A 23,642-nucleotide genomic window follows, 5' to 3' on the forward strand; every position below is an offset into this window, starting at 1 on the left:
CATCGGATACCGCTTCGCGAACGGCGTCCCTCGCTCGCGGACCGGTGGCGACATGACGCGGCCGGCCCACGGGGTCCGTGGGCCGGCCGATGACGCGACGGGCGCGGTGTGCGCGAGGGGGGTGCCGAGCGGGACGGGTTCCGTCAGTCGCGCGGCGCCTGGGCCGTGGAGCCGCGGACGACCAGCTCCGGCTCGAACAGCAGCTCACCGGGCGGCACTTCGCCGCCCCGGATCTGGGTGCACAGCAGGTCCACGGCGGCACGCCCCATGGCCTCGATCGGCTGACGCACGGTGGACAGCGGGGGCTCCGTGCAGTTCATGAACGCGGAGTCGTCGAAACCGACGACGGACACCTGCTCGGGCACCGCGAGGCCGCGCCGCCGGGCGGCCCTGATCGCCCCGAGGGCCAGCGGGTCGCTGGCGCAGATGATGCCGGTGACCCCGCGGTCGAGCAGCCGCGAGGTGGCCGCCTGGCCGCCCTCCAGGGAGAACATCGAGCGCTCCACCCGCTCGTCGGGGAGCGAGGAACCGGCCGCCTCGGCCGCGGCCGTGGCGGCGGCGAGCTTGCGGCGCGAGGGCATGTGGTCGCGCGGCCCGAGGACGAGCCCGATGCGCTCGTGGCCCAGCAGGGAGAGATGACGCCAGGCCTGCTCCACGGCGACGGCGTCGTCACAGGAGACGCAGGGGAAGTCCAGCTCTTCGACGGGCGCGTTGATCAGGACCACCGGGATCCGCCGTTCGGCGAGCTGCCGGTAGTGGTCGTGCGGGGCGTCGGCCTGCGCGAACAGCCCACCGGCGAAGACCACGCCGGAGACGTGCTGCTGGAGGAGGAGATCGACGTAATCGGCCTCGGAGACGCCGCCCTTGGTCTGGGTGCACAGCACCGGGGTCAGCCCCTGCTGGGCGAGCGCGCCCCCGATGACCTCGGCCAGCAGCGGGAAGATCGGGTTCTGAAGCTCCGGCAGGACGAGTCCCACCAGCCGGGCACGTTCGCCGCGCAGTTGGGTGGGACGCTCGTAGCCGAGCACGTCCAGCGCGGTGAGCACCGACTGACGGGTGGTCTCGGATACTCCCGGCTTGCCGTTGAGCACCCGGCTGACCGTGGCCTCGCTGACCCCTACCTTCTTGGCAACCTGAGCAAGTCGTCGCGTCATGGGCGCAAGGCTAGCGCAAGCCGCGCAAGCGGCTTGCGCCAATCAAGACCTCCATGTTCATTTTCCGTCAGGATCCATCGTCCTCTTGCGGGCAGGCGGTCAGGGGCTGATGTTGATCTTGAAGGTGGAGGTGGTGTTCCGGACGTCCACGGCGTTGCCGTTCAGGCGCAGCCCGTGGAAGGTGACCTCGCCGACCGCGGGCCCCTGGCCGGGCTCGGGCAGCTCGTTCGCCCACACCCCGAAGCCGGATTTGGCGTCGAAGGCGTCACCACTCCTGCGGGCGCCGGTGATCGAGATGTCGGTGAGGACGGTGTCCTTGATCGGATTCACCGGCTGCCCTCCGACGTACTGCGTCTGGAACATGATTCCGGAGTAGGTCGGATCGACGATGTCCACGTCGTCGACGCGGATGCCCTGGAACACCTTGGACGCGGAGAAGAGCCAGATGCCGGGGAAGGTCTGGGCGCCCCAGAAGTGCCCGCCGGAGCGGACCACGGAGACGTTCTCCACCGTCGTCGGTTCGGTGCCGAAGCCGTTCATCGGATAGCCGAAGTCCAGCGAGCTGATGGTGATCCCCGAGTAGACCAGGGTGTCGGCGATGTACAGGTTGCGGAAGGTGTTGTCGTAGCCGCCGTACACGGCGATGCCCGCGGCCCGCCAGGTCAGCAGCGAGGTCAGGTTCTCGTAGAGGTTGCCCTTCATGTCGGCGCCGCCCGCGTCGATCGCCGAGAACAGCGCGAAGCTGTCGTCGCCGGTGGAGCGGGACTCGTTGTTGACGACGTGGTTGTCCGTCGACCCGTTGGTCATGTTGATCCCGTCGGCGAACGTGTCGCGGATCCGGGAGTTGCTTATGGTCGTCCGGTCCGTGTCGGCGCCCCAGAACAGGCAGACCATGTGCTCGGTCCAGGTGTCGTCGACGACGATGTCCGACACGTTGGCCAAGTCGAACACCTTGCCCGGTCCGTCGATGCGCGAGGTGTAGTTGCCGAAGTAGGCGAACCCGCGGAACGCCGAGCCCTTGGCGCTCGCGTCGGCCCGGAATCCGACGTCGGTGTTCTCCTGTCCGTCCGGCGCGCGGAATCGGGTGTACCAGGGTCCGGCGCCGACGACCTGCACGGCCTTGCCGTACACCTGGAACTTGGAGGACGTCCGGTAGTCACCCGGCGGCAGGTAGACGCCGGTGAGTGTGCCGGTGGTGTCCATGCGGACCCGGTCGAGGGCGTTCTGCACGTCCTGGTGGGTGAGGCCGGCCGGGACGGCGTACCTGGCCGGGTCGGGGTTGGCGACGGGCGCGACCTGCTCCAGGCTGACGAAGTCGATCGCGTACCGCGAGGTGTTCGCCGCGTCCTTCTGGAGCCGGATCTTCGCACCGGCCGGGACGGTCGCTCCCAGCAGCAGGTGCGCCTCGTCGTAGATGTGCCGCGGGGCGCCCGCGGAGGGCGCGTTGCCGGGCGAGGCCTCGGCGCCGTACAGCCAGGCGTACCGCGAGGTGAGCGGCAGTGCCGTGCGGAGGGTGCCGTCGACGTAGACGTTCAAGGTGGTGTCGATGCCCCCGCCCCCCGGGGCGTCGGGGACGGAGAAGCGGGTCACCAGGGTGTTGGTCGCCGACCGGGTCGTGAACTCCACGTAGGCGCCGTTGTTGTCGAGGGTGACGGCTCTGCGGCCGGAAGCCTCGCCCGCGAGGTCGCCGACGGTGCGGTTGGGTCCGACGGTGGTGGCGCCGCCGCCCGTGGCGCCGTCCTCCGCCTCGTACGTCTCGTACGGCATGTCGGCGCCGCGTCCGACGAACAGCGGCTGCTCGACGGTGTTGTTCTCCCGTTTCACGGGAGGTTCGCCCCCGTCCGCCGCGACCGTGGCGCGCACCGTGTAGGTGCCGTCGACGGCGGTCCAGGTGCCGAGGCCGACCGGCGCGGTGGTGGCACCGGCGGCGATCACCCCGTCATGGGAGCCGGTCAGGGTACGGACGGCCGCCCCCTTGGAGTCGACCAGGACGAGAGTGAGGGCATGGGCCCCGCCCGCCGAGGCGATGGTGCCCTGGTTGCGCACGGCGACCCGGAAGGTGACGCTGTCGCCCGCGGCCGGTCCGGACGGTGAGGTGGTGACCACGGGGACCAGGTCGGAGCTGTCGACCGGGCGCACGACGAGCGAGCTGGGCGCCGTGTAGGTGTTGTTGGTCTCGTTCTGCTCGATCACCGCACCGCCCTCGTCCGCGACGGCGCTGAGCTGGTAGGTGCCCGTGTCGCGGGCGCCGATGGAGGCGCTGACGGTGGTCTGCGCGCCGGCGGCCAGGGGCGCGACGGCGGCGGTGGCGACCTTGGTGCCGTTCAGGCGCAGCGCGAGACTGCTCGCGGGCGCGGCGGTCTCGCCGCTGTTGCGGACCGTGGCGGACAGGGTGACGGGGTCCGATTCGACGGGCGCGACCGGCGAGGCGGAGAGCGAGGTGACCTCCAGGTCGGGGTTGGGCGCGGCGGTGCCGATCACCTGGAACTCGGCGATCTGCCCGGCGGGAGCACCGGAGTTGGTGGTGAATCGCAGCTGGACGTCGGCGACGCGTGCGGTGACCGGGACGGTCACCGTGTTGCCGGTCGCCGGACTGAAGGCGTACTCCTTGGCGGCCACCAGCGAGGTGTAGCCGCTCGCGGACTGCTCACGCCCGAGGACCTGCACGGTCTGGGTGCGCGGGCCCCAGGAGCCGGCCGGGTCGAGGCGCAGGACCAGCGAGGTGACGTCGGCGTCGGCGCCGAGCTTCACGGTCAGCGTGGCGGGGTGGCCGGTCCCCTCCCAGTAGGTGGCGGTGGAGTTGTCGTTGGCGTTCTCGGCCACGAAGGTGTGCACGGCCGAGGAGGCCGTGATCGGCTTGCCGACGGCCAGGTTGGAACCGGGGCCGGAGGTGCCGGTTCGCGTGACGGTGTTGCTGTTGCCGGAGACGTTCCCGGCCGCGTCCTTGGCCCGCACGGCATACGACACGGTCGCGGTGGCGGGGCGGTTGTCGGTGTAGGTGGTCACGTCGCCCGCGACCGTGGTCAGCAGGCCGTTGTTCGCGTACACCTCATAACCGGTGACGCCGGTGTTGTCGGAGGAGGCGTTCCAGGTCAGCCGGATCTGCCCGGCCGCAGGCTCGGTGAACGCCAGGTCCGCCGGGGCGGTGGGCGCCTGCGTGTCGCCGGTCGCGCCGGGGCGGATGACGGTGCCGCTGTCGCCGGAGACGTTCCCGGCGGCGTCCCTGGCCCGTACGAAGTAGGCGACCGTGACGCTCGCGGGCCGGGTGTCGGTGTAGGTGGTGACGTCGCCGGCGACCGAGGTCAGCAGCTCGTTGTCGGCGTAGACGTCGTAGCCGGTGACGCGGGTGTCGTCGGTGGAGGCGTTCCAGGTCAGCCGGATCTGCCCGGCCGCAGGCTCGGTGAACGCCAGGTCCGCCGGGGCGGTGGGCGCCCGGGTGTCGCCGGTCGCCGGGCCGTAGACCTCCAGCTCGGACAACTGGGCGGCCGGTTGGCCGGTGTTGGCGGTGACCATGACCCGGACGTAGCGGGTGGTGGCGGTGTCGAAGGTGATCGTCACCTCGTTCCCGTCGGCGGGGGCGAACCGGTAGTCCCGCGAGGCCGTCAGGTCGGTGAAGTCGGTCCCGTCGGCGCTGCCCTGGATCTTCAGGGTCTGGGTGCGGGCGCCCCAGCCGCTCGGCAGCCCGAGGACCACTCGGTCGACGCCGAGCGAGGAGCCCAGGTCGGCGCGGATCCACTGCGGGAGTGCGTTGTTGCGGCTCTCCCAGTAGCTGGCCTTGTCCCCGTCCGCCGCGTTGGCCGGCGCGTACGGGTCGATGTGGCTGCTCGCGGTGAGGGTGCGGCCGTGGGCGAGGTCGGCGGAGGACTCGCCCGCCGCGTGCACCTGCAGTTCGGAGAGCTGGGCTGCCTGCCAGCCGGTGTTGGCGGTGATCTCGACGCGTACATAGCGGGTCTGCCCGGCCGGGAAGGTCACCGTGACGGTGTTGGCCGAGCCAGGGCTGAAGGTGTACGCGGTGGACGCCTTCAGGGTGGTGAAGCCGGTGCCGTCGGCGCTGCCCTGGACGGAAAGGGTCTGGCTGCGATTCTCCCAGGACGCGGGCAGCTTCAGCACGACCTCGTCGACACGGGCGGTGGAGCCGAGGTCGGCCTGGACCCATTGCGGCAGGGCGCCGCCCGCACTCTGCCAGTAGGAGCCCTGGTCGCCGTCGGTGATGTTGCGGGCGGCGTACTCGGGATGCGAGCTGCTGGCCGCGGTGGGCCGTCCGGCGGCGAGGTCGGGGCCGCCGGCCGCCGAGGCGGTGGTCGGTGACGACACCCCCAGCGCCAGCAGGCCGGTGGTGAGGACGGCTGCGGCCATGGCCCGCCATCCCCTGCGCTCAGGTCTCATCTCTCCCCGATTTCCGTCCCGTCCGCCGTGCCGTGGCGCGGAAAGGACACGGTTGATGGATGGGGTGGGGTGGGCGACGCACCGGGCACGCCTCAATCTGCGGGACAGGGCGTCACTTTTGCGTGAATCGATCAGAGAGTTGCAGACCGACTGACGTTCGTCCACCGTCACGACGGGCCGGATCCGATCCGGCCATCTCCGGAACGGCCTGCGTAAGTGCCGGGATCAGCGAGTTTCGTGCGGGCTTTCACGAGAACGCAAGCAGATCCGCAAGTAGCGCAAGCCGCTTGCGTGGTCAACTCCTGTTACTACGGGGACCGTTGACAAAGCGAGGACACGCTAGAACGCTGTGGGCGTACTTTCCGCAAAGAATCGACTGTTCGACTCAATTTTGCGTGCACGGCCGGCGTCCCCACCTCGGTTCGGCCCCCTCGGGGCCTCCCGCGCTCTCCTCCCACACCCTCCCGCACCTCCCCGCACCTCCCGGGCGCACTGCCGTGCCTTCCCCCGTGTTCACCGACCGAACAGAGGACTTCATGAGTTGGAGACCACCGGGCCGTCGGCCCGTGACCGGCGCGGTCGTCGCCGGGCTTCTGGCGAGCGGCCTGCTTCCCCTGGCCTTCGTCTCCCCCGCCCAGGCGGCCCCCGCCGCGGCCGACGTCAATCTCGCCCTCGGCCGCCCCGCCACGGCGGGTGGCGCGCACGCCGAGTACCCGGCCCGCAACCTCACCGACGGTGTCCAGGCCTCCTACTGGGAGGGCCCGGCGGCGTCCTTCCCGCAGTGGGCACAGGTCGACCTCGGCGCGGCCCGCGCGGTGGACCGCGTGGTGCTCAAGCTCCCGACCGGGTGGGGCAGCCGTAACGAGACCCTGTCGTTGCAGGGCAGCGGCGACGGCAGCGGCTTCAGTACGCTCGCGGCCTCCTCGGTCAAGGTGTTCGACCCGGCCCAGGCCAACACGGTGTCCGTCGCCCTCGCCTCCCCGGCGGACGTGCGGTATGTCCGTGTCAACGTCTCCGGCAACACCGGATGGAACGCCGCGCAGCTCTCCGAGCTCGAGGTCTACGGCGAGGACGGCGGCACGGACCCGGGCGACCCGCCACCGGCCGGCACCAACCTGGCCCGCAACAAGCCGGTCGAGGCCACCTCGTCCGCGCAGTCGTACGTGGCCGCCAACGCCACCGACGACTCCGTCTCCACATACTGGGAGGCGGCCGGTCACCCCTCGGACCTCACCGTCAAGCTGGGCGCGGACGCCGATGTGACCGGCGTGGTGGTCAAGCTCGACCCGGACCCGGTATGGGCGGCCCGCACCCAGACCCTCCAGGTGCTCGGCCGCCCCCAGTCCGCGAGCGCCTTCACCTCGCTGGCCGCCGCGAAGTCGTACTCCTTCAGCCCGGCGAGCGGCAACACGGTGACCGTTCCGGTCAGCGGCCGCTGGTCCGACGTGCGGCTGCACTTCACCGCCAACTCCGGTGCGCCCGGCGGGCAGGTGGCCGAGTTCCAGGTCGTGGGCACCGCCGCGCCCGCCCCCGACCTGACGGTCACCACCCTGGACTGGACGCCGGCCGCGCCCAGCGAGCGCGACGCGGTCACCGTCAAAACCACCGTGCGCAACGCGGGCACCGCGCGCTCCGCCGCCACCACGGCCGAAGTCAGCGTGGAGGGCACGGTCGCGGGCAGCGGCGCCGTCCCGGCGCTGGACCCGGGCGCCTCGGCGACCATCGACATCGGCACCGGTACCCGTGCGGCGGGCAGCTACGGCGTCTCGGCGGTCGTCGACCCCCGGGGCGCCGTCCCGGAACTGGACGACAGCAACAACAGTCGTACGGCGGCGAACCGACTGGTCGTCACCCGGGCGCCGGGCCCGGACCTGGAGGTGCGCTCGATCACCACCAGCCCGGCCAACCCGGCCGTCGGCCAGGCCGTCTCCTTCACCGTCGCCGTGCACAACAGCGGCATCGGCGGCGCGGCCGCCGGCTCGGTGACCCGGCTCCGGGCAGGCTCGACCACCCTCGACGGCACCACCGGACAGTTGGCCCCCGACGCCACGGCGAACGTCACCATCGCCGGAACCTGGACGGCCACCGCGGGCGGGGCGACCCTCACCGCGACCGCCGACGCCACCGGGGTCGTCGCGGAGACGAACGAGAACAACAACGTCCTCACCAGGTCCCTGGTGGTCGGACGCGGCGCCGCCGTGCCCTACACCGAGTACGAGGCGGAGGACGGCCGGTACACCGGCACCCTCCTCACCGCCGACGCGACACGGACCTTCGGACACACCAACTTCGCCACCGAGTCCTCCGGCCGCAGGTCGGTCCGGCTCACCTCGACCGGCCAGTACGTGGAGTTCACCTCCACCGACGCGGCCAACTCCCTCGTGGTGCGCAACTCCGTCCCCGACTCGGCCTCGGGCGGCGGTGCGGACGCCACCGTCAGCCTGTACGCCGACGGCGTCTTCGTGCAGAAGCTGACCCTGTCGTCCAAACACAGCTGGCTGTACGGCACCACCGACGATCCCGAGGGTCTGACCAACCGGCCCGGCGGCGACGCGCGGCGCCTGTTCGACGAGTCCCACGCGCTGCTGTCGAAGAGCTACCCGGCGGGCACCGTGTTCCGGCTCCAGCGCGACGCGGGCGACTCGGCCGCCTACCAGGTGATCGACCTGGTCGACCTGGAGCAGGTGGCTCCGGCGGCATCCAAGCCGGCCGACTGCACCTCGATCACCGAGTACGGCGCCGTGCCCAACGACGGCATCGACGACACGGACGCCATCCAGCGAGCCGTCACCGCCGACCAGAACGGTCAGATCTCCTGTGTGTGGATCCCGGCCGGGCAGTGGCGTCAGGAGCAGAAGATCCTCACCGACGACCCGTTGAACCGGGGGCAGTTCAACCAGGTGGGCATCCGCGACGTCACCCTGCGCGGTGCGGGCATGTGGCACTCCCAGCTGTACACGCTGACCCCGCCGCAGGAGGCGGGCGGCATCAACCACCCGCACGAGGGCAACTTCGGCTTCGACATCGACTCCAACACCCGGATCTCCGACATCGCCATCTTCGGCTCGGGCACCATCCGCGGCGGCGACGGCAACGCCGAGGGCGGTGTCGGTCTCAACGGCCGTTTCGGCAAGGGCACGAAGATCACCAACGTGTGGATCGAGCACGCCAACGTAGGTGTCTGGGTGGGCCGCGACTACTCCAACATCCCCGAGCTGTGGGGCCCGGGCGACGGGCTGGAGTTCTCCGGTGTGCGGATCCGCGACACCTACGCCGACGGCATCAACTTCGCCAACGGCACCCGCAACTCCACTGTCTACAACTCGTCCTTCCGCAACACCGGCGACGACGCCCTCGCCGTGTGGTCCAGCAAGTACGTGAAGGACACCTCGGTGGACATCGGCCACGACAACCACTTCCGCAACAACACGATCGCGCTGCCCTGGCGGGCCAACGGCATCGCGGTGTACGGCGGTTACGGCAACACGATCGAGAACAACGTGGTCTCCGACACCATGAACTATCCGGGCATCATGCTGGCCACCGACCACGACCCGCTGCCCTTCGGCGGCGAGACCCTGATCGCGGGCAACGCCCTGTACCGCACGGGCGGCGCGTTCTGGAACGAGGACCAGGAGTTCGGCGCGATCACCCTGTTCGCCCAGGGTCAGGACATCCCGGGCGTCACCATCCGGGACACCGAGATCCACGACTCGACGTACGACGGCATCCAGTTCAAGACGGGTGGCGGCGCGATGCCGGGTGTGAAGATCACGAACGTGCGCATCGACGGCTCGGCCAACGGCTCCGGCATCCTCGCGATGAGCGGCGCGCGCGGCAGCGCCACTCTGTCCGATGTGACGATCACCGGATCGGCCCAGGGTGACGTACTGATCGAACCGGGCTCGCAGTTCACCATCGCCGGAACCCCGAACGGAGGGACGGGACGACGCGACGTCCCCTGAGATCCGCGGTGGGTTCCCCCGGCGGCGGGGGAACCCACCGGTTCCCACCGGCTCATCCGCGCGCGGCCACGTACAGGCTCTGGGTGCTGCGGCCCAGCGGGCCCTTCTCGTCGTGCAGTGCGGACTCGGCGAGGCCGATGCCGGAGCCGTCCACCATCGTCCGGGCGTCGAGGCAGACCCACTCGCCCTCGGGATGACGGTGCAGCCCGACGGTGAGGTCGGCGTTGACGAATACGTAGCGGTGGAAGTCGAGTTCGGCACTGATGCCGTTTCCCGAGTCGGCAGCGGTCAGCACCCTGCTGAGCGGCGTGATCTCCTCACCGGCGACCAGGGGCACCCTCATCCTCATCCACGCTGTCGCCGGACCGGTTGCGAGGAAGGAGCCGGCGGCGAAGCGCACCTCCATGGCGGTGTGGTACCCGCGGTCCCACGGAACCGGGAAGAACGCCTGGTGCGGTGCGGCCGCCGGCCCCGGCACCTGCGGACCGGGCGACACCTCCGGCACCGAGTGCGGCGCCGTCTTCATCCGCAGCGCCGTCACCCGCATGACGTCCCTGCCGCCGTCGGGCGTCAGGGCGGCCTCCACGAGTTCGGTGCTGCGCCCGGCGCGCAGCACCCGCGTGGCCACGGTCAGGGGGCTCAGCGGGACCGGGCGCATGATCTCGTAGCTGAGCCGGGCGACCCTCATGTCCGGCCGTGCTCCCGGACGTTGCTCGACAGCCAGCCCGAGCAGGGCGGCCGGCGGACCCGCGTGCTGGGAGCCGGCGTCCCACGGCCCCCGGGTGCACTCGGTGGGGAGGAACCGGTCCTGGGCCTCCCGCTCGTAGAAAGCCTCGGCTTCCGATTCCGGCATGGCCTTCCCTCCGTGTCTCACGTCGCGGTCCATTCGAGGCCATGTTACTAAGCGCTTGCTCAATGTGCGGGGGGGTCGCGTACCTCCACGCGACCACATCGCCACCTGATCGATCCGTGCATCGATGCCGCCCGTCGGACTCCGATGTCAGCCGTCGGACGTCGACGACCGGCCCCCACCGGCGCTCGTCCGTGCACTTCCGCTGCCGGTCTGCGGCCTCTCCGCGGCCGGGGATCCGGGTGCCTGACCTTGCCCCGACCCGCCCCACAACGCCGCGAGCCGCCGGGCCGTCGGCGTGAGCGCTCCTGCCCGCGCCGGCCGGGGAAGGGCGAGGCGAGCCCGGCCGGACCGGTCCTAGGCGGTGGCCTTGTCGGCCGTGACCAGCAGGTACTCCCATTCCATGGCGCCGTCCGCGAGGTGCCGGGCGGCCAGATCCGCGAGTGCGGCGTCGAGCTCGGCGACCCGCTCGGGGTCGTCGGCGAGGGCACCGTAGACGGCGACGGTCGGGCCGTAACAGGACTTGAAGAACTCCCGGAACTCCTCCGGACGGGAGAACCGGTCGACCCGCAACGTGCGGCGGCGGGCGTCGATGCCGCTCACGCCGTCGCCGAGCAGGGAACGCACATGGCTCTCGTCACCCCACAGCGGGGGCGGCTGGGCGCCGGGCGGCGGCGGGGGTGCGTAGGGGCGCATGGTGGCGAACATCTGCCCGATGAACCCTTCCGGAGTCCAGTTGACGAGGCCGATCTTCCCGCCGGGGCGGCAGACGCGCAGCAGTTCGTCGGCGGCCCGCTGGTGGTGCGGGGCGAACATGACGCCGACGCAGGACACCACGGTGTCGAAGTCCGCGTCCGCGAACGGCAGTTCCTCGGCGTCGCCCTGGCGCCACTCCAGCTCGGCACCATGCTCCGTGGCCAACCGACGTCCGGCTTCCAGCAGTTCCGGCGTCAGGTCCACAGCCACCACGTCGGCCCCGACGAGGGCGGCGGGGATGGCGGCGTTCCCCGACCCGGCCGCGACGTCGAGCACCCGGGTCCCGGGCCGGACACCGCACTCCCGCACGAGTTCAGGTCCCAGGTCCGGGATGACGTCCGCGGCCACGAGAGGGTAGTCGCCCAACGCCCACATGGCGCGATGCTTCACTTTCAGAGCCTGGTCGGCCTGGGCCGCCTCACTGGCCTCGGACATGACGGGTCCCTCCGCCGCGGCACCGTATGCGTACGGCTCCGGGCGGGGGCCACCGCCCCGGACCGCTGTGCCGAGCCTCTCGCCGGGCCGGACACTTCCTACGACTGTCTCACGGTTCGACCCCTTGGGCAGGGTCTCGGGGCGGGGCCACCGTGCCGGTCTTCCCTCCGGTTTCGATCCGAGCCCGGGCCTCGTGGGCGGCCGCGACCGCAGTCGGTCCCCGGCCGGGCTGGTCGCGGTGCCGCGAGTCGAACCAGCGCTTACGGAAGCGGACTTGACCCGGACCGAAACGCACGCGGTTCCCCGTGCCGGTGGGTGGACAGAGTGCTGCGTGAGGTCTGGACACTCCCCTGTGAGCGTGCTGTCATACCGCTGTCACAGAATTTCCAACGTTGAAAAGGTCGCCCGACCGAGCGTCCCGTCACCGGTGTGCAGTCGCCTCCCCCGGGCTCCCGGCCAGGAGCCCTCGCTCCCGCCGGACGTGGTCACGGCCTCCGTACGAGGAAGGGTTCGATGACACGACACGACAGCCGCCCCAGAGCCAGAGTGTGGGCCCTGCTCGCCGCGGCGGCCCTGATCCTGCCCCCGAGCGGACTGCTGCCCGCCGCGGCGGCCGCGGAGGCACCGAGGAGCACCTCGGCAGCACCAGCCGCCGAACAGCCGGCCGCCGAACACGCGCCGGTCGAGCGGGCGGCCGTCGAGACCCACGGTCTGAAGGGCGAGTACTTCAGCATGTCGGCGCCCGGCGCCCGGGACTTCGACCGACTCGGCGGCACCCTGCTCGACCCGCAGATCAACTTCTCCGGACTGACCGACACTTTCCAGGAGTTGACCGGCAGGACCGAGCACACCACCGCGCGCTGGACGGGCCGGATCGAGGCACCGGCCACCGGTGACTACACCTTCCACGCCATCGGCGACAACGGCTTCCGGCTCTTCGTCGACGGCAAGCCCGTCATCGACCACTGGGTGGGTGACTGGGACCGGGAGCAGACCAGTGCCGCCGTCCGGCTGACCGCCGGTGAGCAGCACGACTTCCGCCTGGAACTGTTCCAGGACACCGGCGGCGCCAACATGTACCTGCGCTGGTCGACGCCCACGATGTCGCGGCAGATCGTGCCGATGTCCGCGTTCACCCCGCCGGCCGACTTCGAGGTGTACCCGGCCGAGATGTCAGTCGCCGAGAACGGGCGGCGGCTGCGCGCCCGGTTCGACGGCAGGGTGGGCGGGCTCCAGGGGCTCAAGGAGCATCTGAAGGTCGAGGCGGACACCACCGCCATGCCGATCAGGTCGGTGAAGGCCGCCCCCGGCGACCCCTCCTCCCTGTCCATCGACCTCACGGAGCCGATTCAGCGGAACCAACTGGTCAGGGTCTCCTACGACGGCGCGGGCGCGCTGACGGCCGGCGGCGAGAGCGTGCCGAAGGTCATCCGCTATGCCGACAACGCCTCCACCCACCGGCTCACCACCGAGTGGGGCGACGAACTCGACGAGAAACACCCGCTGCCGGAGTACCCGCGTCCCCAACAGGTGCGTTCCAAGTGGCGCAACCTCAACGGTCCTTGGCAGTTCGCCGCGGCCGAGGCGGGAGAGCAGCCGGTCTTCGGCAGGAACCTCGACGAGAAGATCATCGTGCCGTTCCCGGTCGAGTCCCAGCTGTCCGGGCTGGAGCGGCACGAGGACCACATGTTCTACCGCAGACTCGTCGACGTCCCGAAGAGCTGGAAGGTCGGCGGGAGCGGCCGGGCCGACCGGCTCAAGCTCCACTTCGGCGCCGTCGACTACCAGGCCGATGTCTATGTCAACGGCCGGAAGGTCGCCGCACACACCGGTGGCTACAACGCCTTCAGCGCCGACATCACCGACGCGCTCGAGGGCACCGGCCCCCAGGAGATCGTCGTCGCCGTCACCGACACCGGAGGCGCCGACCAGCCCACGGGCAAGCAGTCCACGAACCCGGGGGGAATCTTCTACACCCAGACCTCCGGCATCTGGCAGACCGTGTGGATGGAACCCGTCGCACCCGCCTCGATCGACGACCTCGTCACCACGCCCGACATCGACAGCGGCACCCTCGCGGTCACGGTGAACTCCGAGCACGCCTCCCCCGCCGCACGCGTCGAGGCGGTCGCCCGCGACGCGCGCGGCAAGGTCGTCGGCAGGGTCGCGGGGCCCGTCGGCGGGGAACTGCGGCTGCCGGTGGCGAAACAGCATCTGTGGAGCCCCGACGACCCCTACCTCTACGACCTCGACGTCACGCTCGCCGACGGCAGGTCGACCGACAAGGTCGGCAGCTACTTCGGTATGCGCGAGGTCCGCATCGAGAAGGTGGGCGGCTTCGACAAGCTCGTCCTCAACGGCAAGCCGATCTTCTCCCTCGCCACGCTCGACCAGGGATTCTGGCCCGACGGTCTCTACACCGCGCCCAGCGACGAAGCCCTCGCCTTCGACCTCGAAGCGCACAAGAAGCTCGGCTTCAACGCCGTCCGCAAGCACATCAAGGTCGAACCGCAGCGGTGGTTCTACCACGCCGACAGGCTCGGCCTGCTGGTCTGGCAGGACTTCGTCTCCGGGAACCTCACCGACGAGGCGGGCCGCAAGGCCTTCGTGGACCAGGGCAAGGAGATCGTGCGCCTGCACCACAACTCGCCGTCCGTCATCGGCTGGATCGTCTTCAACGAGGGCTGGGGCGAGTGGGACCGCGAGGAGACCGGCCGCATCGCCGAATCGGTCCGGGCCGCCGACCCGTCCCGCGTCGTCAATGCCCACAGCGGCGTCAACTGCTGTAATTCCAAAGGGGATTCGGGCAAGGGTGACATCATCGACCACCACGACTACAACAACACCGACCCCGCCTTCCCCGACGGCGGCCGGGCCGCGATGGACGGCGAACACGGGGGCTTCGTCCTGCGCACCCCGGGCCACATGTGGCCGGGCGCCCCGACGGTGATCTACAGCGGTGTCACCACCAAGGAGGAGCTGACCCGCAAGTACGTCGAGAACACCCGGCAGTTCTATGTCGAGCAGGCCGGCGCCGAACTGTCGGGCTCGGTGTACACGCAGATCACCGACCTGGAGAACGAGCTGAACGGCCTGTACACGTACGACCGCCGCGAGATCAAGGTCGATCCCGACCAGGTGCGGAGGATCAACCGCGAGGTGATCGCCGCCGGCGCCGCCGCGGGCCGTGCGGGACACCCGAAGGGCGGCGGGCACTGGAGCCTCGACGAGGGCACCGGCGCCACCGCGAAGGACGACGGCCCGAACGCCGTCCCTCTCACCCTGCGCGAGGGAACGTCCTGGACCCCTGGCGTCAGCGGCGGCGCCCTGAAGCTCGACGGTCTCCGGCAGTACGCCGAGACCGCCGGACCGGTACTCGACACCAGCGCCAGCTACACGGTGTCCGCCTGGGTCAGGCTCGACGCGATCCCCGGCAACTACGCCACCGCGGTCAGCCAGGACTCCCGCGCCACGGCCAACCCCTTCTATCTCCAGTACGGCCACGGCACGTTCGCCTTCAGCACGCCCGGCGAGCATCGCGCCCAGGTCGCCGTGTCCGCCGAGACGGGCCGCTGGTACCACCTGGCCGGGGTGCGCGACGCGACGAGCAACCAGATCCGGCTGTACGTCGACGGAAAGCTCGCGGCGACGGCCACCGGCGGTACCGCGCTCCCGAGCACCGGTCCGCTGACCGTGGGGCGCGCGCACTGGGACGGAGCGAACGTCGACTTCTGGAACGGCGCGGTCGACGAGGTCCACGCCGTCGACCGGGCCCTGACCAGCGAGGAGGTGAGCGCCCTCCACACGGAGGAGAAGCCCAAGGTGTCCTGACCCGCGGCGTCGCGTTCGGTGCCAGGTGGCGGCCTTGTCCTCTCACGAGACGAGGCCGCCGCCGCCGTTCCCTGATGATCGTGGCCCCGGGCGGGCCCGGGACGGCCCCGGGGACTCACCGCCGCGGCGGTACGGGGCGGCGAACGGCAGGCAACGGCCGGGACCGACGGGGAGCAGGGTGACGACCGCTCCGTACGGCGCCGTCGCGGAATCGCGGGGGCGTCGGCTCGCGAACTAGTATCGGAATCGGCGCGCCGCACAGCGCCGCGGGGGGTCTGCCCCGGCCGGACATCCCCAGGAGGTCCGCGATGGTGACGCTGGTGTCCGTCAACGTAGGAATGCCACAGGACGTCTCCTGGCAGGGCAGGACCGTCCACACCTCGGCCTGGAAGTCGCCGGTGGACGGCCCGCGGATGGTGCGACGGCTGAACGTCGAGGGAGACGGACAGGGCGATCTGGCCGGGCACGGCGGCGACATCCGTGCCGTCCTCGTCTACCAGCTCCAGTCCTACCGGTACTGGCGCAAACAGCTCGGCCGCGACGACCTGACCTTCGGGATGTTCGGGGAGAACTTCACCGTCGACGGTCTGCCCGACGACGAGGTGTGCATCGGCGACCGGTACCGCATCGGCGAAGCCGAGTTCGAGGTCACGCAGCCCCGCGTCACCTGCTACCGCGTCGGCATGCGGCTGGGCGAACCGGCCATGGCCTCCCTGCTGGTCGCGCACCACCGTCCCGGCTTCTACCTGAGAGTTATCACCGAAGGGCTCGTCGAGGCCGGTGACGACATCACCCTGGTCCGCAGGGGCCCGGAGCGACTCAGCGTCGCCGACACCGACGCTCTTCTCTACCTGCCCGACCGCGATCCGGACAAGCTGCGCAGGGCGCTCGACATCCCTGCTCTGAGCCCTGGTTGGCAGCGGTCCTTCCGAGAGCTCGCCGCCGCCCGGCAGCCCCCGAGCGAGCCGGGATGGCCCGGTTTCAGGGCCATGCGCGTCACACGCGTCGTCCGGGAGACCCCCGCCGTCTCGTCGATCCATCTCGACAGCGTCGACGGCACCCGCCTGCCCCGGCCCCGCCCCGGTCAGTATCTGTCCCTGCGGCTCCCCGTCGGCGACGGTGTTCCCGCGGTACGCAGCTACTCCCTGTCGTCCGCGCCCGGGTCGGGCGTCTACCGGGTCAGCGTCAAGCACGAGCCCCACGGACAGGTCAGCGGATACCTCCACACCACGCTGCGCCCCGGGGATGTCGTGGACGTCGCGAGTCCGCGCGGGACGTTCGTACTCGAAGAGGGCGACCGACCGGTCGTCCTGATCTCGGCGGGCATCGGCGTCACCCCCGTACTCGCCATGCTCCACCACCTCGCCGAGACCGGTGATCCACGCCCCGTCTGGTGGATCCACACCGCCCACGACCGCGCCCACCACGCCTTCGCCGACGAGGCCCACACGCTGCTGGCACATCTCCCCTCCGCCCACGAGCACATCTACTACACGGCCGGGCCCGCCCCTCGGCCCGCCGATCCCCGAGTCGTCCAGGGCCGGCCGACCGTCGAGTCGCTCGCGGCCCTGGACGTTCCCGCCGACGCCGACGTCTACCTGTGCGGCCCGACCCTGTTCATGGACGACCTCGGCGCCGTCCTGCGCGCCCGTGGAGTGGCCGCCGAGCACGTCCACACGGAGCGGTTCAGCGCACTGGCCGCCATCAACCCCGGCATCGGTCCCGGTATGACCGGCGGCACCGCGATCCGGCCGCACCAGCCGCCCGGCCCCACGGGGGCCGGCCCCCTGGTCACCTTCGCCCGCAGCGGTCTCGCGACCCCCTGGTCCCCCGCGCACGCCTCGCTGCTCGAACTCGCCGAGGCCTGCGACATCCCCACCCGCTGGTCCTGCCGCACCGGCGTCTGCCACACGTGCGTCACACCGCTCGTGTCGGGTGACATCACCTACACCACCCCGCCGCTGGAACCGCCCGAGCCCGGTACGACCCTGGTGTGCTGCGGCACTCCGGTGACGGAGGTCGTCCTCGACCTCTGACGGCCGACGGGTGACGGCCGACCGAGGAACGAGGTCGGTCCCGGTGGCGGGAGGAAGGTCTCCCACCACCGGGACCGCTGCCGTCGTCGGCCGTTACGCCGGAGTCACGGCGCCCAGGGCGCGTCCACGGACCATGTCGTGTCCTCGGTGAAGAGGGCGGGGCTGTCCCAGGTGTGCGTACCGCCCGGGGTGGCGAGCCACAACGCGGCGTCGTAGTGGCGCAGATACTGCTCGGGGAAGTTGTACGCCGACAGCCGTACGCCGCCGTTCGCGCCCCGGACCGGGCAGAAGGTGGCGTCGGCGCGGAACAGATCGGTGCTGCCGGACTCCTTGTAGACGCGGTACTCGCGATGGCGGAGGTACTGGCCGGGGTAGTTGCGCGACTCGAAGCTGTAGCAGCCGCCGTCGGCCAGGCCGGGGACGATCTTCCAGGTGGCGTCGTTCTTCAGCAGCGCGTCGCTGCCACCGGTGACGACGTCGGTGAAGGCCGCGCCGTCCCGGTGACGCAGATACCGGTCGGTGTACCCGGGTGTCGTCACCCGCAGGGACCGGTACTGGCCGACGGGCAGGGTGACCGGGGTGGCGGCGGCCTGGGACGCGTCGATGAGCGCGCGGTTGGCGGCCCTGACCCGGGCCTCGTCGACCTTGACCACCTGACGGTCGTAGGTGAGCAGGCCGTTGGCCTCGTTCTCGACGTCGGTGATCTCGGTGTAGACCGACGCGGACAGGCCCCGGGGCATGCGCACCTCGCGGATCGCGTCGAGGAGACCGACGAACCGGTTGTTCAGGTGCGCGAGGTCGGGCTGGTCCTCGTAGCTGAAGCCGCCCCCGGGGTACCACTCGTGTCCGGCGACCTCGAATCCGAGTCCGCCGTACTCGCCGAGCACGGCGGCACGGGTGGCGCTGGGCACGGTGGTGCCGGGGCCCACGTAGACATGGTGGTCCACCACGTCGCCGTTGCCGCCGTCGACCGAGCCGCAGCAGTTGACGCCGCTCATGTTGTTCACCAGGCGCGTCGGGTCGTACGCCTTGACCTTGTCGGCGATGCGGGCCTGGTCGTACTGGCCCCAGCCCTCGTTCTGGTCGACCCACATCACCAGGGAGGGGGAGCTGCGGTGCTGGTCGATGACGCGGTCGTACTCGGCCTCCCACTGGGTGCGGGCCGCGCTGTCCGGGGTGCGCAGGTCCATGGCCGGCATGTCCTGCCAGACCAGCAGGCCGAGCCGGTCGGCCCAGTAGAACCAGCGCTGCGGCTCCACCTTGATGTGCTTGCGGACCATGTTGAAGCCGAGGTCCTTGTGTTTCTGGAGGTCGAAGCGCAGGGCCGCGTCGGTGGGCGCGGTGTAGATGCCGTCCGGCCAGTAGCCCTGGTCGAGGGTGCCGGTCTGGAAGACGAACTTCCCGTTCAGGACCGGGCGTTGCATGCCGCCCACACTGGCCAGACCGACGGTCCGCAGGCCGGTGTAGCTGCCGACCGAGTCGACGGTCGTGGTGCCGGAGAGCAGGTCGGCCCTGACGTCGTAGAGGAACGGGTCGTCGGGGCTCCACAGGTGCGGGTTCGGGACGGGCACGGTGAACGTCGTGCCGACGGCGCCGGTGGCCGTGCCCACGGTGACGCCGCCGGTGGACACCGTGACGCGGACCTGGTGGCCGCTGGTCCCGGTGCCCCGGACGGTCACCTTGAGGCGGCTGTTCGCGGGGTCGGGAACCAGGTCGAGGCGGCTGACGTACGCGGGCGCGGTCGGCTCCAGCCACACGGTCTGCCACAGGCCGGACGCGGCGGTGTAGAAGATGCCGCCGCCGGCGTGCGGGGCCACGTCGTTGATGCGCTGCTTGCCGACCGCCTGGGAGCCGGTCTGGGTGGGGTCCCAGACGGAGACCACCAGGGTGTTGGTGCCGCCGTTCAGCAGGTCGGTGATGTCGTAGGAGAAGGCGTCGTAACCGCCGCTGTGGGCGGTTCCGGCCTGCCGGCCGTTGACCCAGACGGTGGTGCGCCAGTCGGCGGCACCGAAGTGGAGCTGGACGCGACGGCCGTTCCTGTTCGACGGGACGGTGAAGGAGCGTTTGTACCAGAGCTTGTCGTTCTGGGTGATCTTGCGCTGAATGCCGGAGAGCGCGGACTCGGCGACGAACGGGACCCGGATCTGCTCGGCGAACGACGCGGGCTGACCGGCGTCCGCCGAGGTGACCGCGAAGTCCCAGATGCCGTTGAGGTTGGCCCAGTCCGGGCGGGTCAGCTGCGGGCGCGGATATTCGGGCAGGGGGGTGTCGATGGGGACCTGGCCGGTCCACGGGGTGGTCATCGGCGACGGCTTGGGCGTCCACGCCTGCGCGGCGGCCGCCGCGGGGCCGGTGGCCGTCAGTGCCGTGCCGCCGATCAGGATGAGCGCGGTGAGCACGATGGTGACCCACCGCGCTCGTCGTCCCCTCCGGGCGAACGGTCTCGGGCCTGCGGGTACTCGACGCATCGTGCCTCCTTGACTCGTGGGGTGGGGAGACGTGCGTGTGCGGGAGGGCGGCCGGGGGGAGGTCCGACCGCCCGGAGACGGGGGCGGCGGCGGGAGCCGGGCGTGGCCGGCCGCCGTCCGGTTCGTGCGGAGCCGGTGCGGGCGTGTCACATGAGTTGGCGGCGGCGGCCCAGCCAGGTCTGGGCGATGACGACCACTGCCAGGAAGGCACCGCTCACCACCTGCTGGTAGGAGGAGTCGAGCGAGCCGATCTGGTTGATGACGTTCTGGATCACCTTCAGGAGCAGGACCCCGACCAGCGAGCCGCTGACGTAACCGAGCCCGCCGGTCAGCAGGGTGCCGCCGATGACGACGGCGGAGATGGCCTCCAGTTCCATGCCGCTGCCGAGGATGGTCACGCCCGAGGCCAGCCAGGCGGCGTTCAGGGCGCCCGCCAGTCCCGCGAGCAGTCCGGACAGGGCGTAGACGAGGGTCTTGGTGCGGGCCACCGGAGCACCCATCAGGGCGGCGGCGTCCTCGTTGCCGCCGACCGCGTAGACGTGCTGCCCGAAGCGGGTCCGGCGCAGGACGACGGCACCGGCGACGAACAGGACCAGGGTGATCCACACCGGGTGGGCGAGGCCGAGGGTGCTGCCCTGGCCGAGCTCGGCGAGGAAGGAGCCCTTGCCGATCAGGTAGGTTTCGGCGCCCTCGTCGGTGAGCGCCAGCATGAGTCCGCGCGCGCCCAGCATGGCCGCGAGGGTGACGATGAAGGGTGCGAGGCGGGAACGGGCCACCAGCAGGCCGTTGACGACGCCGATCGCCCCGCAGACGGTGAGCGGCAGCAGCAGCGCCACCAGGGTGCCGTGGCGGGACCCCCAGGCCGCCAGGACGCCGCCGAGGGCGAACAGGGAGCCGACGGACAGGTCGATGCCACCGGTGATGACGACGAAGGTCATGCCGAGGGCGACGATCGCCAGGAAGGCCGAACTGGTCGCCATGTTGGTGATGTTGTCGCCGGTCGCGAAGGAGTCGAAGGAGAACGACGCCACCAGGGAGACGATCAGCAGGACGGCCGACGCGCCGTGCTGCTGGACCAGGGCGCTCAGCCGCTCGGAGCGTGCCGAGCCGGCCCGGGGGGCGTGCTGCGGGGGTTCGATGCCGGCAGTGGTCACGGGTGCTTCCGTGTTCGCGGTGGTCAACGCGTCCCCCGTCCCCGAGCCGCGTAGACCGCGGCGACGATCACGATGGCCTGGGCGATCTGCGTCCAGGAGGGTGGCAGATCGTGCTTGATGAGGGTGGCGGTGAGGAGCTGGATGAGGACGGCTCCGGCCACGGTGCCGCCGATGTTGACCCGGCCGCCGGTCAACGGGGTGCCGCCGACGACGACCGCGGTGATCGCGGACAGCTCCATCAGGTTGCCCAGCGAGGTGGGGTCGCTGGCCTGGAGGCGGGCGGTGGCCAGCACGCCCGCGACCGCGGCGAGGAGCGCGCAGACGACGTACACGATGATCAGCACACGTCGCACGGGCAGGCCGGCGAGCTGGGCGGCGGGGCGGCTGTCGCCGATGGCGAGGAGTTGGCGTCCGAAGGTGGTGCGGCGCACCACGAAGGCCACCAGCAGGGCCAGGGCGGCGGCGATCAGGGTCAGGTAGGGGATACCGAGGACGTCGCCGGAGCCCAGGGAGGCCAGTGCGGGGTTGCGCAGGTCCTTCAGCTGGGGCAGCAGCACCAGGGCGACGCCGCGGCCGCCGACCATGAGCGCCAGCGTGGCGACGATCGGCTGCACGCCGACGACCGCGACCAGCGCGCCGTTGGCCAGCCCGACCGCCGCGGCGAACAGCGCGACCACCAGCAGCGCCGGCAGCAGACCGTAGCCGAGGTAGAGGGCGGTCACGGAGGCCGCCAGGGCCATCACGGCGCCCACCGACAGGTCGACGCCCTCGGTGCCGATGACCAGCGCCATGCCGAGGGCGACGATGACGACGGGGGCGACCTGGACGGCCTGGGTGCGGAAGTTCTCCGCGGTCAGGAAGTGCGGGGTGATGACGGTGTTGACGACGAGCAGCGCCGCGACGCCGACGTAGACGCCGTAGGTCTGCAACCAGCGCAGAAGTCGGGTCCTGTCCCACGGGACGCCGCGCAGGGTGGCTTCAGCCATCGACGGCCGCCTTCTCGCCCGGCTCGCGTACGGGGTCGTCGCCGGCGATCGTCCGCATCAGCTTGTCCTCCGTGACGTCGGCTCCGGTCAGCTCTCCGACGACGGCGCCGTCCTTCAGTACGACCACGCGGTCGGACCCTTCGATGAGTTCCTCCAGGTCGGAGGAGATGAGCAGCACGCCCAGGCCGTCGGCGGCCAGTTCGTCGACGAGTTTCTGCACCTCGGCCTTGGCGCCGACGTCGATGCCGCGGGTGGGCTCGTCGAGCAGGAGCACCTTGGGGTTCATGGCGAGCCACCGCGCGAGGAGCACCTTCTGCTGGTTCCCGCCGGACAGTTCGCCCACCTTCTGGTGCGGTGAGGACGCCTTGATGCGCAGCCGCTCGATGAAGGTGTCGACGACGCTGTCGACGCGGGCCTCGGAGACCAGCCCGAACCGCGAGAGGCGGGGCAGCACGGCGAGCGCGATGTTCTCGCGCACCGACAGCCCGGGGACGATGCCCTCGCTCTTGCGGTCCTCGGGCAGCAGGCTGATCCCCGCGCGGATGGCCGCCGGGGTCGAGCCGGCGCGCAGCGGCACGCCGGCCACCGTGACCCTGCCCGAGCGTGCGGGCAGGGCACCGGCGATGGCCTTCGCGGTTTCGGTGCGTCCGGAGCCGAGCAGTCCGCCGAGGCCGACGACCTCGCCGGGGCGGATGCTCAGGGAGACGCCGTGCAACTGGTGCGGCACCGTCAGATCGGAGGCGGTGAGCACCGGTTCGGCGTCGGCCGGGCCGTGGTCCCCGGTGAACTTGGTGAGGCCCTCCTCACGGACCTCCCCCAGGTCCCGGCCGAGCATCGTGGACACCAGGGAGAGCCGGTCGAGGTCCGCGAGCCGGCCGTGGTGCACCCGGCGGCCGTCGCGCAGCACCGTGACGGTGCCGCACACGGCGTACAGCTCGTCCAGGCGGTGGCTGACGTAGACGACCGCGATGCCCGCGTCCCGCAGGCTGCGGATCACCGAGAACAGCGTCTCGACCTCACGGGGTTCGAGGGAGGACGTCGGCTCGTCCATGACGACGACGCGCGCATCGGTGGCGACCGCGCGGGCCAGCGCGACCATCTGCTGGGCGCCGACCCCGAGGGTGCGCAGCGGCCTGCGGACGTCCACCCGGACCCCGTAGGCGCTCAGGGTCTGTTCGGCCTCGCGGTTCATGCGGCCCATGTCCAGCAGGCCGAACCGGTTGCGCGGCTCGCGGCCGAGGAACAGGTTGCGGGCCACGCTGAGCAGCGGGATCAGGTTGACCTCCTGGTAGATGGTCGAGATCCCGGCCTTCTGGGCCTCCAGCGGGGTGGCGAAGGAGACCGTGCGGCCCTGGAACGCGATCTCGCCGGCGTCGGGCCGGTACACGCCGGTGAGGAGTTTGATGAGGGTCGACTTGCCGGCGCCGTTCTCGCCGATGAGGGCGTGCACCTCACCGGCACGCAGGGTCAGGTCCACGTCGTCCAGGGCCCGGACGCCGGGGAAGGTCTTGCTCAGTCCGCGGACGGCGAGCACTTCGGCGGGGGGTGCCACCTGTGCCTCCAGGGTGCGATGCAGGAAGTGACGGTGCGCGTCAGGGGCCCGCGGTCGGCAGGCCCCTGA

Annotated in this window: 11 protein-coding genes; 3 read left to right on the forward strand and 8 right to left on the reverse strand. The window is 71.2% G+C overall.

The window, feature by feature from the left end; all coding sequences use genetic code 11:
• Positions 1-143: 143 nt before the first annotated feature.
• Both OG440_RS01530 and OG440_RS01535 read right to left on the reverse strand, forming a co-directional pair.
• Positions 144-1,154 (reverse strand): LacI family DNA-binding transcriptional regulator, encoded by a 1,011-nt coding sequence (locus tag OG440_RS01530; RefSeq protein ID WP_406004991.1) that lies wholly within the window; start codon positions 1,152-1,154, stop codon positions 144-146.
• Between the two features lie 99 nt (positions 1,155-1,253).
• Positions 1,254-5,540, reverse strand: a complete 4,287-nt coding sequence (locus tag OG440_RS01535; RefSeq protein WP_406004992.1) for a discoidin domain-containing protein — start codon at positions 5,538-5,540, stop codon at positions 1,254-1,256.
• A 536-nt stretch (positions 5,541-6,076) separates the two neighbouring features.
• Between OG440_RS01535 and OG440_RS01540 the strand changes: the two genes are divergently transcribed.
• Positions 6,077-9,505 (forward strand): CARDB domain-containing protein, encoded by a 3,429-nt coding sequence (locus tag OG440_RS01540; RefSeq protein WP_406004993.1) that lies wholly within the window; start codon positions 6,077-6,079, stop codon positions 9,503-9,505.
• A 52-nt stretch (positions 9,506-9,557) separates the two neighbouring features.
• On the opposite strand, the gene OG440_RS01545 is transcribed toward OG440_RS01540, so the two are convergent.
• Together OG440_RS01545 and OG440_RS01550 are read right to left on the reverse strand one after the other, a co-directional pair.
• Positions 9,558-10,358 (reverse strand): thioesterase family protein, encoded by an 801-nt coding sequence (locus OG440_RS01545; RefSeq protein ID WP_406004994.1) that lies wholly within the window; start codon positions 10,356-10,358, stop codon positions 9,558-9,560.
• A 354-nt stretch (positions 10,359-10,712) separates the two neighbouring features.
• Positions 10,713-11,546 (reverse strand): class I SAM-dependent methyltransferase, encoded by an 834-nt coding sequence (locus tag OG440_RS01550; protein WP_406004995.1) that lies wholly within the window; start codon positions 11,544-11,546, stop codon positions 10,713-10,715.
• 513 nt (positions 11,547-12,059) lie between these two features.
• Between OG440_RS01550 and OG440_RS01555 the strand changes: the two genes are divergently transcribed.
• Positions 12,060-15,377, forward strand: coding sequence for a LamG-like jellyroll fold domain-containing protein (locus OG440_RS01555; RefSeq protein ID WP_406004996.1), 3,318 nt, complete (start codon positions 12,060-12,062; stop codon positions 15,375-15,377).
• Positions 15,378-15,685: 308 nt separating this feature from the next.
• Complete coding sequence (locus OG440_RS01560) at positions 15,686-17,413, forward strand: MOSC domain-containing protein (protein ID WP_406004997.1); 1,728 nt, start codon at positions 15,686-15,688, stop codon at positions 17,411-17,413.
• Between the two features lie 104 nt (positions 17,414-17,517).
• Here the strand turns inward: OG440_RS01560 and OG440_RS01565 are convergent, their stop codons facing one another.
• From OG440_RS01565 to OG440_RS01580, 4 genes are all read right to left on the reverse strand, one after another.
• Positions 17,518-19,881 carry an AbfB domain-containing protein gene (locus OG440_RS01565; protein ID WP_406004998.1) on the reverse strand — a complete coding sequence of 788 codons (2,364 nt, stop codon included), beginning with the start codon at positions 19,879-19,881 and terminating at the stop codon, positions 17,518-17,520.
• Positions 19,882-20,027: 146 nt separating this feature from the next.
• Positions 20,028-21,035, reverse strand: coding sequence for an ABC transporter permease (locus OG440_RS01570; protein WP_406004999.1), 1,008 nt, complete (start codon positions 21,033-21,035; stop codon positions 20,028-20,030).
• 23 nt (positions 21,036-21,058) lie between these two features.
• Positions 21,059-22,021, reverse strand: a complete 963-nt coding sequence (locus OG440_RS01575; RefSeq protein WP_406005000.1) for an ABC transporter permease — start codon at positions 22,019-22,021, stop codon at positions 21,059-21,061.
• A complete protein-coding gene (locus OG440_RS01580) occupies positions 22,014-23,573 on the reverse strand; it encodes a sugar ABC transporter ATP-binding protein (protein ID WP_406005001.1) in 1,560 nt (519 codons plus the stop codon). The genes OG440_RS01575 and OG440_RS01580 overlap by 8 nt, the downstream gene beginning before the upstream one ends.
• Between the last annotated feature and the right edge of the window lie 69 nt (positions 23,574-23,642).

Origin of the sequence: Streptomyces sp. NBC_00637, assembly GCF_045161545.1 — a bacterium.
Classification (GTDB): domain Bacteria; phylum Actinomycetota; class Actinomycetes; order Streptomycetales; family Streptomycetaceae; genus Streptomyces.